At 63.9% G+C, this 22,946-nt stretch carries 18 protein-coding genes and 1 riboswitch; of the genes, 5 read left to right on the top strand and 13 right to left on the bottom strand.

Features of this window, described 5'->3' with window-relative positions; translation table 11 throughout:
- Positions 1–35 precede the first annotated feature (35 nt).
- From gcvP to cycA, 6 genes are read right to left on the bottom strand one after another with little or no spacing between them, the layout of a single operon-like run.
- Positions 36–2,882, bottom strand: a complete 2,847-nt coding sequence (gene gcvP / locus IE101_RS18255) for an aminomethyl-transferring glycine dehydrogenase (protein ID WP_189635288.1) — start codon at positions 2,880–2,882, stop codon at positions 36–38.
- Positions 2,883–2,894: 12 nt separating this feature from the next.
- Positions 2,895–3,257, bottom strand: a complete 363-nt coding sequence (gene gcvH / locus IE101_RS18250) for a glycine cleavage system protein GcvH (RefSeq protein WP_189635287.1) — start codon at positions 3,255–3,257, stop codon at positions 2,895–2,897.
- A gap of 11 nt (positions 3,258–3,268) precedes the next feature.
- Positions 3,269–4,411, bottom strand: a complete 1,143-nt coding sequence (gene gcvT / locus IE101_RS18245) for a glycine cleavage system aminomethyltransferase GcvT (RefSeq protein ID WP_189635286.1) — start codon at positions 4,409–4,411, stop codon at positions 3,269–3,271.
- Positions 4,404–5,363 carry a lipoyl synthase gene (gene lipA / locus IE101_RS18240; protein WP_189635285.1) on the bottom strand — a complete coding sequence of 320 codons (960 nt, stop codon included), beginning with the start codon at positions 5,361–5,363 and terminating at the stop codon, positions 4,404–4,406. Before lipA ends, gcvT begins: the two co-directional genes overlap by 8 nt.
- An 11-nt stretch (positions 5,364–5,374) precedes the next feature.
- Positions 5,375–6,763, bottom strand: a complete 1,389-nt coding sequence (gene lpdA, locus IE101_RS18235; RefSeq protein WP_189635284.1) for a dihydrolipoyl dehydrogenase — start codon at positions 6,761–6,763, stop codon at positions 5,375–5,377.
- Between the two features lie 55 nt (positions 6,764–6,818).
- Positions 6,819–8,267 (bottom strand): D-serine/D-alanine/glycine transporter, encoded by a 1,449-nt coding sequence (gene cycA / locus IE101_RS18230; protein ID WP_189635283.1) that lies wholly within the window; start codon positions 8,265–8,267, stop codon positions 6,819–6,821.
- Positions 8,268–8,573: 306 nt separating this feature from the next.
- Here cycA and IE101_RS18225 point away from each other — a divergent pair, with 306 nt between their 5' ends.
- Positions 8,574–9,449: a LysR substrate-binding domain-containing protein gene (locus IE101_RS18225; protein ID WP_229804299.1), complete on the top strand. Its 876-nt coding sequence runs from the start codon at positions 8,574–8,576 to the stop codon at positions 9,447–9,449.
- Between the two features lie 198 nt (positions 9,450–9,647).
- Here the strand turns inward: IE101_RS18225 and IE101_RS18220 are convergent, their stop codons facing one another.
- The 7 genes from IE101_RS18220 to IE101_RS18190 form a co-directional block, all read right to left on the bottom strand.
- Complete coding sequence (locus tag IE101_RS18220; protein WP_189635281.1) at positions 9,648–10,640, bottom strand: FecCD family ABC transporter permease; 993 nt, start codon at positions 10,638–10,640, stop codon at positions 9,648–9,650.
- Positions 10,637–11,563, bottom strand: coding sequence for an ABC transporter substrate-binding protein (locus tag IE101_RS18215; protein ID WP_189635280.1), 927 nt, complete (start codon positions 11,561–11,563; stop codon positions 10,637–10,639). Before IE101_RS18215 ends, IE101_RS18220 begins: the two co-directional genes overlap by 4 nt.
- A gap of 12 nt (positions 11,564–11,575) precedes the next feature.
- Positions 11,576–12,400: an ABC transporter ATP-binding protein gene (locus tag IE101_RS18210; protein ID WP_229804298.1), complete on the bottom strand. Its 825-nt coding sequence runs from the start codon at positions 12,398–12,400 to the stop codon at positions 11,576–11,578.
- A gap of 31 nt (positions 12,401–12,431) precedes the next feature.
- Positions 12,432–12,644, bottom strand: a riboswitch (cobalamin riboswitch).
- A 152-nt stretch (positions 12,645–12,796) separates the two neighbouring features.
- Positions 12,797–13,780, bottom strand: coding sequence for a glycine betaine/L-proline ABC transporter substrate-binding protein ProX (gene proX / locus IE101_RS18205; protein WP_189635279.1), 984 nt, complete (start codon positions 13,778–13,780; stop codon positions 12,797–12,799).
- Between the two features lie 98 nt (positions 13,781–13,878).
- On the bottom strand, positions 13,879–15,003 hold the full coding sequence (locus tag IE101_RS18200) for a mandelate racemase/muconate lactonizing enzyme family protein (RefSeq protein WP_189635278.1): 1,125 nt from the start codon (positions 15,001–15,003) through the stop codon (positions 13,879–13,881).
- A complete protein-coding gene (locus IE101_RS18195) occupies positions 15,000–16,094 on the bottom strand; it encodes an alcohol dehydrogenase family protein (protein WP_189635277.1) in 1,095 nt (364 codons plus the stop codon). Before IE101_RS18195 ends, IE101_RS18200 begins: the two co-directional genes overlap by 4 nt.
- A gap of 150 nt (positions 16,095–16,244) precedes the next feature.
- Positions 16,245–17,141 carry a LysR substrate-binding domain-containing protein gene (locus IE101_RS18190; protein ID WP_189635276.1) on the bottom strand — a complete coding sequence of 299 codons (897 nt, stop codon included), beginning with the start codon at positions 17,139–17,141 and terminating at the stop codon, positions 16,245–16,247.
- A 491-nt stretch (positions 17,142–17,632) separates the two neighbouring features.
- Here IE101_RS18190 and urtA point away from each other — a divergent pair, with 491 nt between their 5' ends.
- Genes urtA through urtD form a run of 4 tightly spaced genes read left to right on the top strand, consistent with a single transcriptional unit; the run spans position 17,633 to position 22,939 of the window.
- Positions 17,633–18,910 carry an urea ABC transporter substrate-binding protein gene (gene urtA, locus IE101_RS18185; RefSeq protein ID WP_373296137.1) on the top strand — a complete coding sequence of 426 codons (1,278 nt, stop codon included), beginning with the start codon at positions 17,633–17,635 and terminating at the stop codon, positions 18,908–18,910.
- A gap of 57 nt (positions 18,911–18,967) precedes the next feature.
- The gene (gene urtB, locus IE101_RS18180; protein ID WP_189635274.1) at positions 18,968–20,917 is read left to right on the top strand and encodes an urea ABC transporter permease subunit UrtB; all 1,950 of its coding nucleotides are present in this window, start codon (positions 18,968–18,970) and stop codon (positions 20,915–20,917) included.
- Position 20,918: 1 nt separating this feature from the next.
- Positions 20,919–22,199, top strand: coding sequence for an urea ABC transporter permease subunit UrtC (urtC, locus tag IE101_RS18175; RefSeq protein WP_189635273.1), 1,281 nt, complete (start codon positions 20,919–20,921; stop codon positions 22,197–22,199).
- Positions 22,196–22,939 carry an urea ABC transporter ATP-binding protein UrtD gene (gene urtD / locus IE101_RS18170; RefSeq protein WP_189635272.1) on the top strand — a complete coding sequence of 248 codons (744 nt, stop codon included), beginning with the start codon at positions 22,196–22,198 and terminating at the stop codon, positions 22,937–22,939. The genes urtC and urtD overlap by 4 nt, the downstream gene beginning before the upstream one ends.
- Positions 22,940–22,946 lie beyond the last annotated feature (7 nt).

The following is a 22,946-nucleotide window of genomic DNA, read 5'->3' as shown; positions in this document are numbered from 1 at the left end:
CGGGCGGGCCACCCCCTTTTCATCCGCCGGGCGGGTTATTCCGCCGCCTCGGCATAGCTCTCCAGCGGCGGGCAGGAACAGATCAGGTGCCGGTCGCCATAGACATTGTCCACGCGGTTCACGGGCGACCAGTATTTATCCACCCGGAAGGCCCCGGCGGGGAAGCACGCGGCCTCGCGGCTGTAGGGGCGGTTCCAGTCGCCCACGAGGTCTTCCACCGTATGCGGCGCGCGCTTCAGTGGGTTGTCCTCGGCGTCCAGCTTGCCCTCGACGATCGCCTCGACCTCGGCCGCGATGCCCAGCATGGCGGCGATGAAGCGGTCGAGTTCGGCCTTGGGTTCGCTTTCGGTGGGTTCCACCATCAGCGTGCCTGCAACAGGCCAGCTCATCGTCGGGGCGTGGAAGCCGCAATCGACCAGACGCTTGGCCACATCATCCACCGTCACCCCGGCGCGGTCCTTCATCACTCGGGTATCGAGGATGCATTCATGCGCCACCCGGCCCCCGGCCGAATAGAGGATCGGATAGGCCGCCTTCAGGCGGCTGGCGATGTAGTTGGCGTTCAGGATCGCCACCTTGGTGGCCTGCGTCAGCCCCTCGCCGCCCATCAGCAGGCAATAGGCCCAGCTGATCAGCAGGATCGAGGCCGACCCATAGGGCGCCGCCGAAACCGCACCACCATCGGCCTGCATCGGATTTCCGGGCAGATAGGGCGCCAGATGCGCCTTCACCCCGATCGGCCCCATGCCGGGACCGCCGCCGCCATGCGGAATGGCAAAGGTCTTGTGCAGGTTCAGGTGGCTGACATCGGACCCGATATCGCCGGGGCGCGACAGGCCCACCATGGCGTTCATATTGGCGCCATCCAGATAGACCTGCCCGCCGTGCTGATGCGTGATCTGGCAGATCTCGCGCACGGTGGTTTCAAAGACACCGTGGGTCGAGGGATAGGTGATCATGCAGGCGGCCAGGTTCGCGGCATGGGCCTCGGCCTTGGCGCGGAAATCGTCAAGGTCGATATCGCCATTGTCGGCCACGCGCACGACCACGACCTTCATGCCCACCATCTGCGCCGAAGCCGGGTTGGTGCCATGGGCCGAGGTCGGGATGAGGCAGACATCACGATGCCCCTCGCCCCGCGCACGGTGATAGGCCTGAATGGTCAGAAGGCCCGCATATTCACCCTGCGCGCCGCTGTTGGGCTGCATGGAAAACGCGTTATAGCCGGTGACAAGGCAAAGCTTCGCCTCAAGATCGCGCAGCATTTCGGCATAGCCTGCGGTCTGCGTCTCGGGGGCAAAGGGGTGGACATCGGCGAATTGCGGCCAGCTCAGCGCCATCATTTCGGCCGTGGCATTGAGCTTCATGGTGCAGGAGCCGAGCGGGATCATTGCGCGGTCAAGCGCCAGATCCCGGTCGGCTAGACGGCGCATGTAGCGCGTCATTTCCGCCTCGGCCCGGTTCATGTGGAACACCGGATGCGTCAGATAATCCGAGCTGCGCACCAGCGCCTGCGGCAGGCGATAGTCATGGCTCAGGTCGTCATCGCGGCGATCAATGCCGAAGGCGCGCCAGATGGCCTCGGTGTGCGCGCGGGTGGCGCGTTCATCAAGGCTGATGCCGATCTTCGTGGTGCCGACGCGGCGCAGGTTGATCCCCTCGGCCTCGGCGGATTTCAGGATGGCGCCCTGCACGGCCCCGACCTCGATGGTGATCGTGTCGAAGAAGGCCGCCGGTTCCACCTTGAACCCGGCCGCTTCCAGGCCATTGGCCAGACGCACCGTCTTGCGGTGGATGCGTTCGGCAATGGCCTTCAGACCTTCGGGTCCGTGGAACACGGCATACATGCTGGCCATGACCGCCAGCAGCGCCTGTGCGGTGCAGACGTTCGACGTGGCCTTTTCGCGGCGGATATGCTGTTCGCGCGTTTGCAGCGACAGGCGATAGGCGCGGTTGCCCCGGGCATCGATCGACACGCCCACAATGCGCCCCGGCATGTTCCGCTTCAGCGCATCCTTCACCGCCATATAGGCCGCGTGCGGACCGCCATAGCCCATCGGCACGCCAAAACGCTGGGTGGTGCCGATGGCAATATCGGCGCCCATCTCGCCCGGCGCCTTCAGCACCGTCAGCGCGAGCGGATCGGCCGCCACGCAGGCCAGCGCGCCCGCCGCGTGCAGCTTGGCGATGACATCGGTAAAGTCATGGACATGGCCATAGGTCCCCGGATACTGGAACAGCGCGCCAAAGACGGCGGCGGGGTCCAGATCTGCAAAGGGATTGCCTGTGACCACGGTCCAGCCCAGGGCCTCGGCCCGGGTTTTCACCACGGCGATGGTTTGGGGGTGGCAGTCCTGATCGACGAAGAAGGCCGTGGCCTTCGACTTGGCCGACCGCTGGCACAGGGCCACGGCCTCGGCCGCCGCGGTGCCCTCATCCAGAAGCGAGGCATTGGCCACGTCCAGCGCCGTCAGATCGGCGATCATGGTCTGATAATTCAGCAGCGCCTCAAGGCGGCCCTGGCTGATTTCCGGCTGATAGGGGGTATAGGCGGTATACCAGGCCGGATTTTCAAAGATATTGCGCTGGATCGGCGGCGGGGTGACGGTCCCGTGATAGCCCTGCCCGATGAACGAGGTCATCACGCGGTTCTTGTCAGCCACCGACCGCAGCTTGGCCAGCACGCCCTGTTCCGACAGCGCCTTCCCCCAGGTCATCGGGGTTTTCAGACGGATGTCGTCGGGCACGATCTGGTCGATCAGCGCATCAAGGCTGGGCGCCCCCACGGCTTCCAGCATCTCGGTCATTTCGGCAGGCGACGGCCCGATGTGCCGACGATTGGCAAAATCATAGGGCGCGTAGGCGGTTTCCTTGTAGGTCATCGCAGGCCCCCTTCAGCCGACGAGGGCGAGATAGGCGCCCTCATCCATCAGACCCTCGGCCTCGGCCGGGGTGGCAAGCTTCAGCTTGAAGAACCAGCCCGCGCCCTGCGGATCGGAATTGACGATCGAGGGGTCGTTGCGGATGGCGTCATTGACCTCGACGATCTCGCCTTCCAGCGGGCAATACACGTCAGAGGCCGCCTTGACGGATTCCACCGTCGCTGCGGCATCGGCGGCGGCCAGGGTGGCGCCCACTTCGGGCAGATCGACAAAGACCAGATCGCCCAGCTGTTCCACCGCGTGATGGGTAATGCCGACCGTGGCAATCCCGTCCACGACGTTCAGCCATTCATGATCATCCGTGAATTTCAACATCTTGCGTTTCCTTAGCGCTTGTAGCGGGGGGTGATGAAGGGAAGGTCCGCGACCGTGACCGGCAGGCGTTTGCCGCGCAGATCGGCAAAAAGCCGCGTGCCGATTTCGGACAGCGACCGGGGGACATAGCCCATGGCGACGGGGGCCTCGACCGTGGGGCCGAACCCGCCCGAGGTGATCTGGCCCACGGCCTCGGTCGCGGTTTCCGAGAGGTAAAGCGCGCTGCCCGCCCGGATCGGCGCGCGGCCCTCGGGGGCGATGCCCACGCGGCGGCGCGCGGCGCCCTGTTCGAATTCCGGCAGAATGACATCCGCACCGGGGAAGCCGCCCGCCCGCGCGCCGCCGCTGCGGCGCACCTTCTGCACCGCCCATTCCAGGGCGGCGGCCACAGGCGTGGTGGTGGTGTCGATGTCATTGCCATAAAGGCACAGCCCGGCCTCCAGCCGCAGGCTGTCACGCGCGCCAAGGCCGACCGGTTCGACCGCCGGGTCCGACAAAAGCGCCCGTGTCACCGCCACAGCGGCGCGCGCGGGAACCGAAATCTCAAACCCGTCCTCGCCGGAATAACCCGACCGCGACACGATGCAATCGGCCGAAAGGATCGTCACATCCCGCACATCCATGAAGGCCATCCCGGCGACCTCGGGGGCAAAGCGGGCCAGCGCCGCCTCGGCCGCCGGGCCTTGCAGCGCGATCAGCGCGCGGTCGGTCAGCTCGGTGACTTCGCAGAGGTCTGACAGATGCGCCGTCATATGCGCCACGTCCTGCGCCTTGCAGGCGGCGTTCACCACGACGAACAGATGGTCACCCCGGTTTGCGACCATCAGGTCATCCAGAATGCCGCCCTGCGGATCGGTGAACAGGGCATAGCGCTGCCGGCCCGGCTTCAGCCCAAGAATATCGACCGGCACCAGCCGTTCCAGCGCCAGTGCGGCATCTTCGACCCGGCCCGAGCGCGCGCGCAGGATCACCTGACCCATGTGGCTCACGTCAAAAAGCCCCGCCTTTTCACGGGTGTGCAGATGTTCTTTCATCACGCCCAGCGGGAATTGCACGGGCATCTCATAGCCCGCAAAACCCACCATCTTGCCGCCGAGCTCAATGTTCAGCGCGGTCAGCGGGGTCTGTTTCAGGGTGGCGGTTTCGTCACGCATGGGGGGTGTCCTCGGGTTGGGCGGCGGCCTTGCGGCTGGCCTGAAGGCGGGCGAAATCGTCGCCCGCATGGAAGGATGACCGCGTCATCGGCGTGGCCGAGACGGCAAGAAAGCCCTTGCCATGGGCCATGTCCGCGATCCGCTGGAATTCATCCGGGGTGAGAAAGCGGTCGATCTTGTGATGCTGGGGAGTGGGCTGCAGATATTGACCCACGGTGATGAAATCGACACCGGCAACGCGCATGTCATCCATGACCTGCCGCAGCTCTTCCAGGGTTTCGCCCAGACCGACCATCAGGCCGGATTTGGTGAAAATCTCGGGGCGATGGCACTTGGCCTCATCCAGAAGGCGGAGCGACTGGTAATAGCGCGCGCCCGGCCGGACCGAGGGGTAAAGCCGCGGCACACATTCAAGATTGTGGTTGAACACATCGGGGCCCGCCTCGACCACCTGCTGCCAGGCGGTTCCTTTGTGCAGGAAATCGGGGACCAGAACCTCGATGGTGGTGGCGGGGTTCTGATGGCGCACGGCGCGGATGGTCTGGGCGAAATGGGCAGCCCCCCCATCGGCCAGATCATCACGGTCCACGCTGGTGATCACCACATGCCGCAGGCCAAGCTTGGCCACGGCCTGCGCCACCCGGCCCGGTTCAAAGGCATCCAGCGCATCGGGGCGCCCGGTGGCCACGTTGCAGAAAGAGCAGCCGCGGGTGCAGGTGTCGCCCATGATCATCATGGTCGCATGGCGCTGCGACCAGCATTCGCCCCGGTTCGGGCAGGCCGCTTCCTCGCAGACGGTGGAGAGCGCATTGTCCTTTAGGATCTGCCGCGTCGCGCCGAATTCGGCGCTGCCCGCACGCGACACGCGGATCCATTTGGGCTTGCGCAGGGTTTCCTGCGCGGGACGATGCGCCTTTTCGGGGTGGCGCGGCTTTTCGACGAAATCCTTCATCTCGGGCCTCCTCAGGCGTGCAGGGGTTTGCCAAGGGCGGCGAGGCAGGCTTCCTTCACCGCCTCGCCCATGCCCGGATGCGCGTGCGACGATGCGGCGACCTGCGCCAGCGTGGCCCCGGTGGACATGGCCAGAACCAGCGGTTGGATCAGCTCGCCCGCGGTGCGGCCAAGGATATGCGCACCAAGGATGCGGTCCGTGTCGGGGCAGCGCAGCACCTTGACCAGACCATCCGTCGCCCCCATCGCGCGGGCGCGGCCATTGGCGATGAACTGGAACTTGCCCACCACATGCGGGCGATCCGCCTCTTTCAGCGCCTCTTCCGTAGCGCCGAGGCTTGCGATTTCCGGCGCAGTATAAACGACGCCCGGCACCAGCGCATAATCGGGCGCGGCATGGGGATGGCCCGCCAGCGCCTCGACCGCGGCGATGCCATCCTCTTCGGCCTTGTGTGCCAGCATCGGGCCGGGCACGGCATCGCCGATCGCCAGAATGCCCGAAACATTGGTGCGGAACTGCGCGTCCACGCTGACGAAGCCGCGCGCGTCCATCGCAACGCCAAGCGCCTCAAGTCCCAGCCCCGCGGTATTCGGGCGGCGCCCAATCGCTACCAGCACGGCATCGGCCTCAAGCGTGTCCACCTTGCCGTTGTCGCGGCGTTCCACGGTCACGGTGGCCCGGTCCCCCTCGCGAAGAACCGAGGCAACCTTGCGGCCCAGCTGGAAGGCCAGCCCCTGCCGCTGCAGCAGGCGCTGCGCGGTCTTCGCAATCTCGCCATCGGCACCGGGCAGGATGCGGTCCTGATATTCGACGACCGTGACCTTGGCCCCAAGCCGCGCCCAGACCTGACCCAGCTCCAGCCCGATCACGCCCGCCCCGATCACCACGAGATGTTCCGGCACACGGGAGAGCGCCAGCGCCCCGGTCGAAGACAGCACCACCTCTTCATCCACCGCAACGCCCGGCAGACCGGCCGAGACCGATCCGGTGGCGATCAGGATGGTTTTCGCACCGACGATCTCTGCGCCGACCTGCACCTGCCCCGGCGCCGGAATGGTGCCGCGGCCGTTCAGCCATTCGACACCGTTCTTCTTGAACAGATGCGCGATCCCCTTTGTCAGGTCGCCCACGACCTTGTCCTTGCGCGCCATCATGGCCGAAAGATCAAAGCGGGCCTCGCCGGGCGTGATGCCGTGGGCGGCCAGATGCTTCATCTCGGCCCAGTGGTCCGAGGACGACAGCAGTGCCTTTGACGGGATGCAGCCCACATTCAGGCAGGTGCCGCCCAGGGTGTCGCGTTCCTCGACGCAAGCCACGCTCAGGCCAAGCTGCGCGGCGCGGATCGCGGCCACATAGCCGCCGGGCCCGGCACCGATGACGACAAGATCGAAATTCCGCATTTCAGGCTCCTCAGGGGGCGGGGAAGAAGGGGGCGGCGCACCGCCCCCGACGGGATCATTCGGTTTCGGCCAGCTCGTGCTGGAAGGCCTCGTATTGCTTGAGGTGACGGGGCTGCCGGCGCACCACCAGCCAGGCCAGACCCAGCGCGATGAACCAGACCGGGGTCACGATCAGCGCCTGCAGCGTGTCGGCCTGCTGGGTCAGCGCCCAGATCAGGAAGCCGAAGAAGCCCAGCACCACCCAGCACATCGCAACGCCACCCGGCATCTTGAACTTCGACGCCGCGTGCAGGTGCGGCCGCTTGCGGCGATAGGCGATGTAGCTGACGAGGATCATCGTCCAGACGAACATGAACAGCAGAGCCGAGATGGTCGTGACCAGCGTGAAGGCCGCCAGCACCGTTTCACCCGAGAACAGCAGGAACAGCGACGACAGTAGGAACATGCAGGAAAAGAGCAGCGCATTGACCGGCACGTGGCGGCGGCTCAGCTTCCCGAACAGCGACGGCGCGTCGCCCTCTTGCGCCAGGCCATAGACCATGCGCGAGGTCGAATAGATCCCCGAGTTGGCCGAGGACGTGGCCGAGGTCAGCACCACGAAATTGACGACCGAGGCCGCAATGCCCAGACCCGCCAGGGCGAACATCGACACGAAGGGGCTTTGGCCCGGCACCATTTCGCGCCAGGGCGTCACCATCATGATGGCAACCAGCGCGCCGATGTAGAACAGCATGACCCGGATCGGGATGGCGCGAATGGCGCGCGGCAGGGTCTTTTCGGGGTCTTTCGCCTCGGCCGCGGTGGTGCCGACCAGCTCGATCCCGACAAAGGCGAAGACCGCGATCTGGAAGCCCGCGACAAAGCCGGTAAAGCCGGTCGGGAAGATGCCGCCGTCATTCCACAGGTTCGACACCTGCGCCACGGCCCCGTTCGGTGCCACGAAGCCGCGCGCCACCATCGCCAGACCCACGATGACCAGCGCCACGATGGCGACGATCTTGATGATGGCAAACCAGAATTCCAGCTCGCCAAAGGCCTTGACCGAAGGCAGGTTCAACACGAGCAGCAGAAGGATCGTGGCCAGCGCCGGAATCCACAGCGCCAGATCGGGCCACCAGAAGGCGATATAGCCGGTGATCGCCACGATATCGGCCACCCCGGTGACGATCCAGCAGAACCAGTAGGTCCAGCCCACGAAGAACCCCGCCCATGGCCCGATCAGATCGGCGGCAAAATCAGCGAAGGATTTGTAGTGCAGGTTCGAGAGCAGGATTTCGCCCATCGCCCGCATCACGAAATAGAGGAAGAACCCGATGATCGCATAGACCAGCAGCACCGAAGGCCCGGCCAGCGAGATGGTCTTGCCCGACCCCATGAAAAGGCCCGTTCCGATGGCGCCGCCGATAGAAATCAACTGGATGTGGCGGTTGGTCAGGTTGCGCTCCAGATGGTCGCCGCCTGTGGTCGCCCCCCCGTGGCCGTTGCGGCCCTGTGAGGTAGTCATGTTCTGGTCTCCTCTCTCATTCATTGTCCCCCGTGCACCGGCAACGCATGCGTCACCGGTCCCTGGCGTTCCCTGCGCCATGGTTTTTGTTGAAGTGTCAGTCGCCTCTCCTCGACGGCCCGCATGGGGCGGGCGGCCGCTGATCCGGCGGATAGATCCTGTGATCGCCAAGCCGGATTCGCAGAGCGGCCGCAGACCTGCCTGCAGACCAGGTCAACATAGGCCGCGTTTGACATTTGTGAATTTCATAGTTCAAATGCTTTTGTGAGTTTTGTTAAACATAGGCTTGCAATGCAAAACATCCCGATGGACTTGCTCCGCACCTTTGTGAAGGCGATCGACAGTGGCAGTTTCACCCGCGCGGCCGAGGCGGTCGGGCGCACGCCATCGGCCGTCAGCCTGCAGATCAAGCGGCTGGAAGAGACGGTGAATTCCGTTCTTTTCCAGAGGGATGCACATAAATTGCAGCTGACGGCGGAAGGCCGGATGATGGCGCAGCATGCCCGCCGGATTCTGGCGCTGAACGACGAGATCCTCTCCAGCCTGCGGCAACCCAACGTTGCAGGCAGGGTTCGGCTAGGCGCGCCGCATGAATACACCGCCTCGCTGCTGCCTGACTTTCTGGGCAAGTTCGCACAGTCGCACCCGAACGTGATGCTTGAGGTGACGAGCGACCTGAGCAAGAATCTGTTGCGCCGCCAGCAGGCCGGAGAGTTCGATCTGGTGATCGCGCTGCACGATGGTGCGACCGCGGAAGGCGGCCGCTCAATCCATACAGAGCCGCTGGTCTGGGTCGGCAGCGAGGACCATTCAGGCCATCTGCGGACCCCCTTGCCGCTGGTCTTGGCCCCCCCGCCCTGCATTTACCGCACCCGGATGCTGAATGGTCTGAACCAGATGGGGCGGTCCTGCCGGATCGTCTATCTCAGCTCCAGCTACAACGGGATTTCGGCGGCCGTGCAGGCCGGGATCGGCGTTACCGTCATGGCGGGCAGCACCATTCCGCCCGGCACCAAGATCCTGTCCGAACGCGAGGGCCTGCCCGCACTGGGACAACTGGAGCTGCGCCTGCACCGTGGCATGGCCAGCAAATCCGAGGCCCTGTTCCGGCTTGAGGATTACATCGCCGGCAGCTTCGCCAGATCAGCGCCACAACGGGGCCAAATGCGGACGGGTGATTGACGGCCAGGGTCAGAAACAAAGACGCCACGCCAAAACTGGCGTGGCAAAGTTGCCCAAGGCGCGTTTGGAACGGCAAGTTGGCGTTTCACCTTGGGAAGGCGTCGCCACCTTACCCTGTGGCTGTGGCGGGGAAAGCTGCCCACAGGTCGCGAGATCGCTATCATTTGATCATAATTTCGTCCCGTGATAACAATCGGTTCAGTCGCGGCGGGCCATCAGCCACAGGAAAAACACCCCTCCCGCCAGCCCGGTGACGACACCGACCGGAAGATCCTCGGGCGCGATAACCAGGCGCGCGGCCGTGTCCGACCAGATGAGGAGCAAAGCCCCCAGCACGGCTGCGCCCGGCAGAACCCGCGCATTGGCATGACCCAGCCCAAGGCGCACCAGATGCGGCACCATCAACCCTACGAACCCGATCAGGCCGGAAAAGGCGACCATCACCCCGGTCATCAGCGCGGCCGCGACAAAGACAGAAAGACGGAATCGTCCGGGATTAAGACCAAGTGTCGCCGCGGTTTCATCGCCCAGCGACATCGCATCCAGCGCCCGCGACTGCCGCCAAAGCCACACCCCGCACGGCACAAGCACCGCGAGCGGCCATATCAGATGCGACCATTGTGCAAGGCCCAGCCCGCCCAGCATCCAGAACACCACGGTATGCGAGGCCCGCGGGTCGCCCAGAAACAGCAAGAGATTTGCCGCGGCCATGATCACGAAGCTGACCGCCACCCCTGCCAGCACCAGCCGGTCAGCCGATTTCAGCCGCGCCATCTGCGCAAGGCCCAGCACCAGCAGTGTCGCCCCCAGCGCGCCTACGAAGGCAAAGGCGGGCACCGTCAGCGGGCCAAGGACCATCCCCGTATGCATCAGCGCAAAGATCGCGCCAAAGGCACCGCCCGACGAAATCCCCAGAAGATGTGGATCGGCCAGCGGATTGCGCGTCACCGACTGAAGCGCGGCACCCACCGTCGCCAGCCCGGCCCCGACAACGCCCGCCAGCAGCACGCGGGGGAAACGGATTTGCCAGACGATGTTTTCCCGCCCGGCTGACCAGTCCACCCCACCCCAGCCGAACAGATGATGCGCCGCAATACGCCCGACCGTGCCCAACGGGATCGACACCGCCCCAACCGACACGGCCAGCCCGACCGACAGGATCAGGACCGCAAGCCCCAGCGCCAATTTCATGGCGCAGCAAAGCCCGCGACCAACTTGACAATGGCGCCGATATTGCGGGGGCCGGGTGTGGCTTCGACATAATCCAGCACGACGAAACGCCCTTCGCGGATGGCCGTCACCCCGGCAAGGGCAGGATTTTCCTGCAGGCTGGCGATCTTCTGCTGGGCGGTCTGCGCGCCATAGTTGACGATGACGATCACCTCCGGGTCGCGCTCAACCACCGGCTCCCAACCGACTTCAGCCCAGGATTTACCAAGATCATCCATGATGTTGCGGCCACCTGCGGCTTCGATCAGGGCCGTGGGCATGGCATATTCGCCGGCGGTAAAGGGCTTTTCCATGCCCGAGTCATAGACAAAGACCCGCAGCGGCGTCACTGGCCCGGGGGGCAAGGCGGCAAGTTCGGCCTTCCACCCGCGGATCAAGGTCTCTGCCCGGTCAGGCACACCGAAGATGGCACCAAGATTGCGGATGTCGGTGTAAAGATCCTCCATCGATGCACGCGCCTTCGGCCCGGTGAAGATGCAGCTTTCGGACAGCTCATAGGTTTTGATGCCGAGGGGTTCCAAGGTTTCGGGCGTGACCTCGCCACCGGGGGTGAGTCCATAGTTCCAGCCAGCAAAAAGGAAGTCGGCCTCGGCCCCGGCCAGGATTTCCTTCGTCGGATAGTCGGGCGACAAATCGGCCAGCCCGCGCGCCTCATCTGACAGCTGGGCATCCTTGGCATAATCATAGCCCGAAAGACCCGTGTAGCCGATCATATGATCCTGCAGGCCAAGCGCCAGCATCATGTCGGTCAGGTTGATGTCATTCGAGACAGCCCGGCGGGGCGCAGCATCGAAGGTGACGCTGCGGTTGCAGCTCTGGATCGTGACGGGATAGGCCGAGGCGGCGCTCGCCAACATCATGAAGGCAGCGGCAAGTTTCAGCATGGTGACGGGTCCTCAGAGATGGAAATCAAAGCGCGGTCGCGCACCTGTGGCGTCGACGTGGGCGCAGATGTCAAAGGCGGTGGACAGATGTTCGGCGGTCATCACTGTCTCGGGGGGTCCGTCCGCCAATACCATCCCGCGGTGCAGCAGGATGATCCGATCTGCAAAGCCCGCCGCCATCGAGAGATCATGCAGCGTGGTGATGACCGTCAGGCCCAGTGTGCGCAGCAGCGCCAGGAGTTCAAGCTGATGGCGGATGTCGAGATGGTTCGTCGGTTCATCCAGCACCAGGATTTCCGGCTCTTGCGCGAGCGCCCGGGCCACCATGGCGCGTTGACGTTCTCCGCCCGACAGCGTCGCAAGCTTCCGCTTTGCCAGCGCGGCCAGCCCCATCTGCTCCATCGCCTTGGCGCAGATCTCATGGTCCCGCTGTGATATGCGCGGGCCCCGCTGATGCGGCAGACGCCCAAGGCCCACGATCTGTTCGACCGTCAGTTCCAGATCGCTGGGCTGTTCCTGCAAAACGGCCGCGATCCTGCGGGCGACTTCAGGGCCGTCGAGCGCCCAGATGTCCTGCCCAAGCAGCCGCACCGTTCCTGAAATGGGACGCTGATAGCGGTAGATCAAACGCAGAAGCGAGGATTTGCCCGCGCCGTTCGCCCCGCAAATCCCCACAACCTGTCCTTCGGGAATGGCAAGACTGATGCCCTGCAGGACGGTCGCCCCCCCACGCGGCGCCCAGGATACCTGGTCCAGAACCAGCAAGGCCGCCCGCGCCGGACGGGCAATGGCATGGCAGGGAGAGGCAGTGCCGAACCGCCATCGTGTGATCATCATCAAAAGCTCCTTCCGGGGCACCCCGCCCGGTGTGGTCTGTGTGATGACGGCAGGTCTCCTGACTCGCGGGTCGTGGCTCTCCCCGCCTTCCCGGCCTGAAAGGGCCAGTGGCATCGGGGGTCGCTCACCGCTTACAGTTGCGGGGGCAGTCACGGATTTGGCGCCGTTGCGGCTCTTCCTCACCGTATTCCCTTTTCACCCGACCGCGCTTTGCTTGGTCAGGACCATCCGGTTCAAAGTGACGGAGTTGCGCCGACGGGTCAACGCGGAAAACGGCCCGACAGCGCGGAAACGCGACTTGCGCCCAAGGGTGCCGCGCGTCTCTCGACGGTAAAAAGGGCACCCCGCTTTGCGGGATGCCCAAGGTAAGACAGGCAAAAGCCCATCAGGAAGGTCCTATTCAGCGGCCTTGCGGGCCTCGGCCAGCCAGCCGTCATATTGGGCCTGGTGCGCGGCGATCCAGTCAGCGACATGTTTGTCGATCGCCTCAGACGTATCTTCGCCGTCTGCGATCAGCTTGTTTTCAGCCGAGACATCGTTGATGTCGATGGTGGCCACTTCAAAAAGCTTGGCCGCGGCCGGGTTGGCTTCAAGGAAATCTTTGCGCGCCACGACGCGGATCGAATCCACCGCGAAGCCAAGGTTCTTGCCTTCGAATTCGGTGACGCCGGTTCCCCCGTCGGGAAGCGAGGTGTAAGGCACCGAGAGCCATTCCACATCCTTGCCCGGAACGAGGGCGCCGGACACCCAATAAGGCGTCCAGGTGTAGTAGAGCACGGCATCCCCATTCCGTTGGCGGGCAATGGTATCGGCAATGATCGCGTTATATTCACCCTGGTTATGGGTGACAGTATCGCGCAGGCCATATTCGGTCAGGTGATGTTCAATCACGCGCTCGCAGCCCCAGCCGGGGACGCAGCCGGCCAGATCGGCGGTGCCGTTGCCATCCAGGTCAAAACGCGCAGCCTTGGCAGGATCCTTCAGATCGCCGAGGTTGGTAATCCCCGCATCGTAGCTGGCCTTGTCAACAAGATACCCCTGCAGGGCCCCGTTGATCAGCGTTCCGACCTTGGTCATCACGGCGTCGCCACCAGATTCCTTGACGAAAGCGTCGTGCAGGGTGTTCCAGCTCGAAGGGAAGAAATCTGCGTCCCCTGCGCCCACGGCCATATGGGCGGTCTGGGCAGTGGCCTCTTGTGGCTCGGCGACCGTATAGCCAAGATCGCCAAGCGCGCGCATCAGGACGCGCGACTGGAACATCTCTTCCATCAGCGGCTGGATGACGGGGCGCACGGTCACGCCTGCGCCGGGCGTATCATTGGCCAGCACGGGCGAGGCCAGAAGGATCGCCATCGCGGTGGTGAGGGTCAGGTGTTTCATTGGGGTCTCCTGGTTGGACTTGGTTACAAAACGGGTGCGTTTGCCGCACCTCTGGTCAATGGGGGCCGCCCCGCGGGGCGACCCGCCTTGTCTGTGGATCAGGCGGTCCACCGGGCGACGGGGTCGCCCAGAACGTCGCGCCGGACGGTGATGCCAAGGCCGGGTGCGCGGGGCGCAAGCACACCGCCATCGCGAACCGGGGCATCGAAATCGGCGGTGACCAAGGTCACCATGTCGCGACAATCGAGGATACAGCGCAGGAACCGTTCCGGCACCGTCGCCCCCAGATGCACGATTCCGGCAAAGGCGATGGCCGACCCGACCGTGTCCTGCACGCTGATCGTCAGCCCTGCGGCGCGACAGATGTCGCGGTGGCGCCGCCCACGTGTCAGACCGCCGGCCTTCGACACCTTGAGGCCGATGCCATCCGCAATATCCTCGGCCACGATCCGGCTGATGTCGGCATCAAGTTCGGCCAGCTCATCCATGATGATCGGCACAGGGCACCGCTTGCGCAGGCTTGCCGTCTCGCGCCAGCTGGCACAGGGCGCCTCAAGCACGAAATCCATGCCATCGGGCAACATCCGCAGCATCCGCAGGGCGGTTTCGGGCAGCATCCCCCCATTGGCATCAACGATGAAATATTCCCCCGGCTTGCGATCTGCGAGACAAGCCGCAATCCGTTCGGCATCAAGCGCAGGGCCGCCTTCGCTATCCAGCGCACCGATCTTGACCGAGTGCCCTCGATAACCCATCTGCCGGTGCCGCGCCACGCGGGATCGCATATCTTCGGGCGTGCCGGCGTAAATGGACGAGATCGTCGGCATCCGGAACCCGGTCGTCCCGCCCAGCAATTCGCAGACCGGCATATTCACCGATTTGCCAAAGGCATCCCAACAAGCGATGTCGAGGGCGGTCTTCGCGTGATGGTGGCCGACCAGCGCCTCATCCATGGCGTCATTGATGCGGTCCACCTGCCGGGGATCACGCCCCAGCAGATAGGGCGCAATCTCCTCGATCCCGGCGCGGGCGCCCTTGGCATGCGAGGCGATGTAGGTCGATCCGAATGGGGTGCTTTCGCCCCAGCCTTCGATCCCGGTATCGGTTTCGATCCGCACGATCGACGCCTCAAACGCGCGATATTCACGGCCACCCGACAGCAGATAGACCCCCCCGGAATAGGGCAGTTCTACCTGAAACAGCTCGATCGTCTTGATTTTCATTCCGTCACCTGCGGCGGGATCAGCACCAGTTTCCCGGTGTGGGATTTTGACAGGAAGTCGCGCTGTGCCTGCGCGATCTGGTCCAGCGGATAGGTCTTGGCGACCACGGGGCGGATTTCACCGGCCTCGATGTAGCGGACAAGGTTTTCAAAGACCGCGTCCTCCTGGAAGGTGCAGCCAAAGAGCGTCAGATCCTTGAGGTAGAGCGTGCGCACATCCAGTTCGGTGATCGGCCCAGCGATGGCACCCGCACAGGCATAGCGCCCGCCAAGGCGCAGCAAATCAAGCAGCGCAGGCCAGACCGGCCCCGCCACGATGTCGATCACCACATCCACCGCATTGCGGCCAAGGGTGGCCACCAGATCCGCGTTGCGATCAAGGGTGCGGTCAGCGCCAAGGCCGCGCACCTCATCTGCCTTGGACGGGGCGCAGATGGCAACGACTTCGGCGCCGCGGCGTTTGGCCAATTGCACCGCGGCCGACCCCACCCCGCCCGAGGCGCCGGTGATCAGCACGCGCTCGGCCCCGACGCCAGCCCGGTGCAGCATGTTTTCAGCCGTCGAGTAGGCGCAGGGAACAGAGGCAAGCTCGGCATCGGTCCAATCGCAACGCACGGCCAGCGTCTCACGCGCAGGGGCCACGGCGAACTGAGCAAAACCCCCGTCGATCTCACTGCCGAAGGTCCAGCATTCATAGGGCCGGTAATCGACGTAGCTGCGCAGCATGTTGCGCACGATCACGCGTTCGCCGATGCGGGCCGGATCGACATTCCGGCCCACGGCCACGATGCGGCCGCAGACATCTGCACCCTGGATGCGCGGAAACTGCATGGCAACGCCCGACCAGGTTGCATCGGCGTCATCAACCTGGGCAAAGCCCGAAGCCCCGCCCTGTTCCGTCGCAGCATCAACCTTTTTGGAATACCACCCGATCCGGGTATTGATATCGGTATTGTTGATCCCTGCGGCCGCGACCTGGATCAGCACCTCGTTGTCCCGCGGCGCGGGCCGCGGCACATCGGTGCGGTAAGACAGCACATCAAAATCCCCATGCCCGGTCAGGAGCACGGCAGCCATGGTTTCGGAAGTCATTTCAGGCTCGTTTTCTCTTGTTCTTGCCGCAAGACGGGCGGTGTTTCTGCCCCGTGCAGGGCGTGCCGAACCGTCATCGGACACCCCCAATGGACCCCGTCAGACCGTTTCGATCAAGCGAACAAGTTGCCGCCGCGCCTTGAGGAAAACTCAACGCGCCTGGGCCAGCAGCCAATCCTTCAGGATCTGCGCCTCACGGCTGGGCGGGCGGCGCTCGGGCCAGGTCACGTAGAAAGAATTCGGGTCGGCAAGCTGGGCATCCGTCACCTGCTGAAGGGCGCCGGACGCCAGCAGCGGGGCCACGAGGCTCATCCAGCCCAGGGCGATACCCTGTCCATCGCGGGCCGCCTGCAAGGCGATGACATAGCTGTTGAAGCGCCGCACATTGAGCTTGCGGAACATTGCCCCGGCTTCGGTCAAGAAGCGGGCCCAGGTCATCCAGACCCAATCGGCCCCTTCGACCGACAAAAGCGGCGCCGCGGCAAGGTCGGCAACCGATGTGATCGGCTGCCGGGCAAGGAATTGCGGAGACGCCACCGCAACCACGCTGTCGCCCTGAATTTTCTCGGCCACCTCGCCCGGCCAATGCCCATCGCCATAACGGATGCGCAGATCGATATCGGGGCGCGGCACATCCTGCAGGCGGTCCGAGATGATATGTTCGACCACGATGTCCTGATGTTCCGCCCAGAAAGACCCCAACCTCGGCATCAGCCAAAGCTGCATCGTGGCCATGGTGGTGACAATCGATACCGGCGCCTTTTCCCCCGCCGCCCGCACACTCTTCAATGTGGCAGAGATGCGGTCAAAGGCGTCATGCAGGCTGGTGGCCACCGCCTCGCCCTCGGTTGTCAGCGATACGCCATTGGAATGGCGGCGCAAAAGTTGATGGCCCAATTCGTCTTCAAGATGACGGATCTGCTTGGAGACGGCCCCCGGCGTCACGTTCAACTCTTCCGCGGCACGGGTCAGGTTCAGATGTCGCGCCACGGCCTCAAAGGCCGCCAGCGCGTTCAGCGAGGGCAGATTGTAATGGCGCCGTGTCATGGCCGCAGTCTAGCGCGGGGGCGCGATGGCGCAAAATCGATTATCCGGCATGCGGTCGATGAAAGCCGACGCCGCGCAGCCAAGGCTGAATTCACGACAACCCGAATTTGTGCCCATAGCATCAAAATCACCCAAGACTTGCAGGCCCGGCTTGCCTGCCCATGTCGCATTTGCCCGATTGTTGGTCGGGATTCGTCGCAGATAACGCCTCTTTTCTGCGCTGCGGCAGAAGAATCCGCCCCATTTTCCGGCAAAACATAGCGGTCCGAGGCATCCTGTCAGCGGCGCCGTTGCGTGCCGCGACCTGCTGCCGCCAGCTTTCTCTGTCCGGGGAAATCTTCGGATTGTGCGGTGGCGACAAGTGTCCAAGCCGATCACCACCGCACGGGTGCAACCAATGGCTGCCTGCCCAATATGGGTGGTTCATTCCCGACAGGGAAGAGCCCGAAGGCCGCTCTGACAGGGGAAAAAGAATGAAGCTTACGCGTCGCATGATTCTGGCCGGAGGCGTCGCCTCGATTGCGGCCCCGCTTTTGAACCGTCCGGTCTTTGCTGCCGAAGACACGATCAAGGTCGGCATCCTGCATTCGCTCTCTGGCACCATGGCCATTTCGGAGACCACGCTGAAAGACACCATGCTGATGCTGATCGAGGCGCAGAATGCCAAGGGCGGCCTGCTGGGCAAAAAGCTTGAGGCGGTGGTGGTTGACCCCGCTTCGGACTGGCCGCTGTTCGCCGAAAAGGCGCGCGAGCTTCTGACCGTGGACAAGGTGGCGGCGATGTTCGGGTGCTGGACCTCGGTCAGTCGTAAATCGGTGCTGCCCGTGATCGAGGAACTGAACGGCCTGCTGTTCTATCCTGTTCAATACGAAGGCGAGGAATCTTCGAAGAACGTGATCTATACGGGCGCCGCCCCGAACCAGCAGGCCATCCCGGCAACGGATTACTTCCTGAACGAACTGGGCATCCAGAAATTTGCACTTCTGGGCACCGATTACGTCTATCCCCGCACGACCAACAACATTCTGGAAGCCTATCTGAAATCGAAGGGCATCCCGGCTGAAGACATCTTCGTGAACTACACCCCCTTCGGCCATTCCGACTGGGCCAAGATCGTGGCCGATGTCGTGGCCCTGGGGGCCGATGGAAAGAAGGTGGGCGTTATTTCCACCATCAACGGCGATGCCAATGTGGGCTTCTACAAAGAGCTGGCGGCAGCCGGTGTGACCGCCGACAAGCTGCCCGTGGTGGCCTTCTCGGTCGGCGAGGAAGAGCTTTCGGGCCTCGATACATCGAACCTCGTGGGGCATCTCGCGGCTTGGAACTATTTCCAAAGCGCCGAAACGCCGGAAAACAAGGCATTCATCGACCAGTGGCATGCCTTCATCAAGGATGACAAGCGCACCACCAATGACCCGATGGAGGCGCATTACATCGGCTTCAACATGTGGGTGAATGCCGTGACCGCAGCGGGAACGACCGAGGTTGATGCCGTTCTGGATGCGTTGGTGGGTCAGAAATTCCCCAACCTGACCGGCGGCATGGCCGAACTGTTGCCCAACCACCACCTGACCAAGCCGGTGCTGATCGGCGAAATTCGCGCAGATGGCCAGTTCGACATCATCAGCCAGACCGACCCCGTCCCCGGCGATGCCTGGACCGACTACCTGCCGGAATCGGCGGTGCTGGAAGCGGATTGGAAAGATCTCAAATGCGGCATGTACAACAAGGACACCAAGACCTGCGTGCAGTTGAAATCGAACTATTGATCCACCAATCAGGGGGGGCCTGCCGGTCCCTCCTGCCCCTTCCGAAGTGGAATCCCCATGCGCGCCTTTCTTCTGGGGCTGGCGATGGCCTTCCTGGGCCTGACCGCCCATGTCGGGCCAGTGCTGGCCGAAACCGTGGCGAAGATTGTCGCCACACATGCCCGCGACATTGAAAAACCGTCCCGTCAGACCATCGGGCCGGTGATTGCGGATCTTGCCGGTTCGGGCGATCCGATGGCCGCCCGGCTGCTTGAGGCCTGGGGCGGCAAGCTTCTGGGCAAACGCAAATCGGATGGCGCCATCTTCCTGCTGGCGCCGGACGCGGCGGGCTATGCCTTGACCGATCTGCAAGGCGCATCTGCCGGTATTGCGGCCAATGCCGAGATCACGGTGCTGAAACCCAACGCCGGGGTGCGGGGGCTGATTGCGGCAGCGCTGGTGCAATTTACCCTGTCGGACCCCGACCCGGCAAAACGGGCCGAGGCGCTGAATTCCATCGCCAAAGACCCCAATGTCGAAGCGCTGGCCGCCCTGCGGGGCGCGACCGCAAACGAAACCGATCCGGCCTTGTTGGCGCGCAAGCTGCGACTGGAACGGTTGCTGACGCTGCGCTTTGATCCCGACCCGAAGGCGCGCGTCGCCGCTATCGAAGGGTTTGGTGCAGACGCAGGCCTTGACCTGCGCGCGGCACTGACGCCGTTGCTTGCCACCACACGCATCGCGGCAGTCACCCGTCCCGAAGGCGCGAATATCGCGCGCAGCCTGACGGTGGGCACGGATCTTTCCGCGGCCGATGCCTATGCACTTTTGGTGACAAGCGGGGCCGCGCCGGCCCGCATCACCCGCGAGGACCAGAAACAGGCCCTGGCCGCCCATATCGCCGCGGGGCAGGTTGCCGGGGTTCCGCTGTCTGAACTGGGTGATCAGGCAACCCGCGACCGTGCCTATACCGCACTTGAAGCCGCGGGGCAGGTGCCGTCTGCCGCAACCGACGACGAGGTGGCCAAGGCCATCGCCGCACATGGATTTTACGACGTTTACACCGAAGCGGATGCGACCGTCACAGCGGCTGCCCGCAGCGCGCTTGACCGGATTGCGCTGAAGGTGGCCGCTATGCAGGCGGCTGATCTGTCGTTGGACGGGCTGAGCCTTGCTGCAATCTACTTCCTTGCCGCGATCGGCCTTGCAATCACCTTTGGCGTGATGGGCGTCATCAACATGGCCCATGGCGAATTTATCACCATGGGGGCCTACACGGGTTATGTGGTGCAGCAAATCGTGCCGGGATACACCGCTTCGCTGCTGGTGGCCTTCCCGCTTGCCTTCGCCGTCACTTTCGCCGCCGGGGTCGGCATGGAGCGGCTGGTGATCCGCCATCTCTACAAGCGGCCTCTGGAAACGCTGCTGGCGACGTTCGGCATCTCGATCGCGCTGCAACAGATCTTCAAGAACATCTTCGGCACGCAGGCCCGGCCACTGACAGCACCGGATTGGCTGGGTGGGGCGCTCACGCTGAATGATGTCATTTCGATCAGCTACATCCGTCTTGCCATCATCGTGCTGGCGCTGCTGTTCCTGGGGTTCTTTCTCTATCTCATGAAACGCACGCGTCTTGGCCTTGAGGTGCGCGCCGTCACCCAAAATCCGGCGATGGCAGCCAGCATGGGGATCAATCCCGACCGCATCAACATGCTGACTTTCGGTCTTGGTTCGGGCATCGCGGGTATCGCTGGCGTGTCGATCGGGCTTTACGCCAAGGTCACATCCGAACTTGGCAGCGACTACATCGTCCAGAGCTTCATGACCGTGGTCGTGGGCGGCGTGGGCAATATCTGGGGCGCACTCGCCGGTGCGGGGATGATCGGCGGGCTTCAGAAGGCGATCGAGTGGCTGAACCCCTCGAACACGCTGGCCGCACAGACCTACATGATCATCTTCATCATCCTCTTCATCCAATTCCGCCCCCGCGGGATCATTGCGCTCAGGGGCCGTGCGGCAGGTGACTGACATGACCGAAACCACCCAAAACCCGGTGACGGCCCCGGCCAACATCCTGCATCCGTCCGGTTATCTGCGCCGCAATCCTTCGGTACTTTGGTTCCTGCTGGGCCTTGCGGTGCTGACGCTGGCGGTGACGCTGCTCAGCCCGGCCTATGGCGGGGGCGGGATCAGCACATCCTTCGTCAAGACATTGGGCAAGACGCTGTGTCTCTGTCTCGCCGCCCTCGCGATGGATATCGTTTGGGGCTACACCGGCATCCTGTCGCTGGGCCACATGGCGTTTTTCGCACTGGGCGGTTACATGATCGGGCAGTGGCTGATGTATGCACGGACGCAGGAAATCGTCCTGCAATCGCTTGTCGCAGGCCCCCTGCCCCCCACGGCCGAAGAGATTGCGCAAGGCGTAGGCAGCCAGATCTTTGGCGTGGTCGGCGGGTCGGACATTCCGCTGATCTGGGGATTTGCCCATTCCCTGCCCCTGCAGCTTGCGCTGGTGGTGCTGGTGCCGGGGCTGCTGGCTCTGATCTTCGGATGGCTTGCCTTTCGCAGCCGCGTGACCGGCGTCTACCTGTCCATCCTGACGCAAGCCATGACGCTCGCACTGTCGCTGTACCTGTTCCAGAACGACAGCGGCCTGCGCGGCAACAACGGCCTGTCGGGGCTGCAGAACCTGCCCGGTCTTGCCGATGTGTCCCAGGATTTCCTGTCGGTCTGGTTCTTCTGGGCCTCGGCGCTGATGCTGGCGCTGGCTTATCTGCTGCTGTCTGCCGTGGTTTCGGGCAAAATGGGTTCGGTGCTGCGGGCCATCCGCGACGATGAGGCGCGGGTCCGTTTCCTTGGTTACCCGGTCGAGGGCTACAAGCTGTTCGTCTTCGTCGTGACGGCGATCCTCTGTGGCATCGCCGGGGCGCTCTACTACCCGCAAGCGGGGATCATCAACCCGGCCGAGCTTGCTCCCATCGCCTCGATCTATCTTGCGGTCTGGGTGGCGATCGGCGGGCGCGGCAGGCTTTACGGGGCCGTGATCGGGGCAGCCTTCGTGTCGCTGTTGTCGAGCTGGTTCACAGGCGGGCGGGCACCATCCATCCCGCTCGGGGTCTATACCATCGACTGGGTCGATTGGTGGCAGGTGCTGCTCGGTCTGTCCTTCGTGGCGGTAACACTTTGGGCGCCAAAGGGGATCGGCGGAGTGTTCGACCGGTTCCAGGGCCTGCACAGCCCCGACCGCAAGGGACAGCCCCTGGGTCCGGATGCCGGATCACTCCAGGAAAGCGAGGCCGTGGAATGACTGCCCTTCTCGAAGTTTCTGGCGTCTCGGTCAGCTTTGACGGGTTCCGCGCCATCAACAACCTGTCTTTCTCGATCGGGGCGGCCGAACTGCGCGCCATCATCGGCCCCAACGGGGCGGGCAAGACCACCTTCATGGACATCATCACCGGGAAGACCCGCCCTGACAGCGGCAGCGTGACCTGGGGGGAGCGCGCGATTTCGCTTCTCAATCTGTCCGAGGCCGCCATTGCGCGCATCGGGATCGGGCGGAAATTCCAGCGCCCGACGGTGTTCGAGGACCAGACCGTTGCCGAAAACCTGATCCTTGCTCTGAAATCGCCCCGTAACCCCTTTGCTGCGCTGGCCTTCGTGCTGACTGGCGAAGGGCGCGCGCGGGTGGCCGCCCTGGCGGCGCAGGTGGGGCTCGGGGCGCATCTTGCACGCAAGGCGGGCGAGCTTTCGCATGGTCAGAAACAATGGCTCGAAATCGCCATGCTGCTGGCGCAGGAACCCAGGCTGCTGCTGATTGATGAACCCGCTGCGGGCATGACGCTGGCCGAACGGGAACAGACCACCGCGATGCTGGTCGGGATTGCGCGCACCCGCGCCGTGGTGGTGGTGGAACATGACATGGAATTTGTCCGGCGGCTGAATTGCCGGGTCACGGTGCTGCATGAGGGGGCGGTTCTGGCGGAAGGATCGCTCGACCATGTGACGCGCAATCCAGCCGTCATCGAAGTCTATCTCGGACGCGGATAAGGAGCGG

This window comes from Gemmobacter lanyuensis, from assembly GCF_014652355.1.
Classification (GTDB): domain Bacteria; phylum Pseudomonadota; class Alphaproteobacteria; order Rhodobacterales; family Rhodobacteraceae; genus Gemmobacter; species Gemmobacter lanyuensis.
The sequence above is the reverse complement of the archived record's forward strand: the minus strand, read 5'-3'. Positions and strand labels throughout refer to the sequence as shown.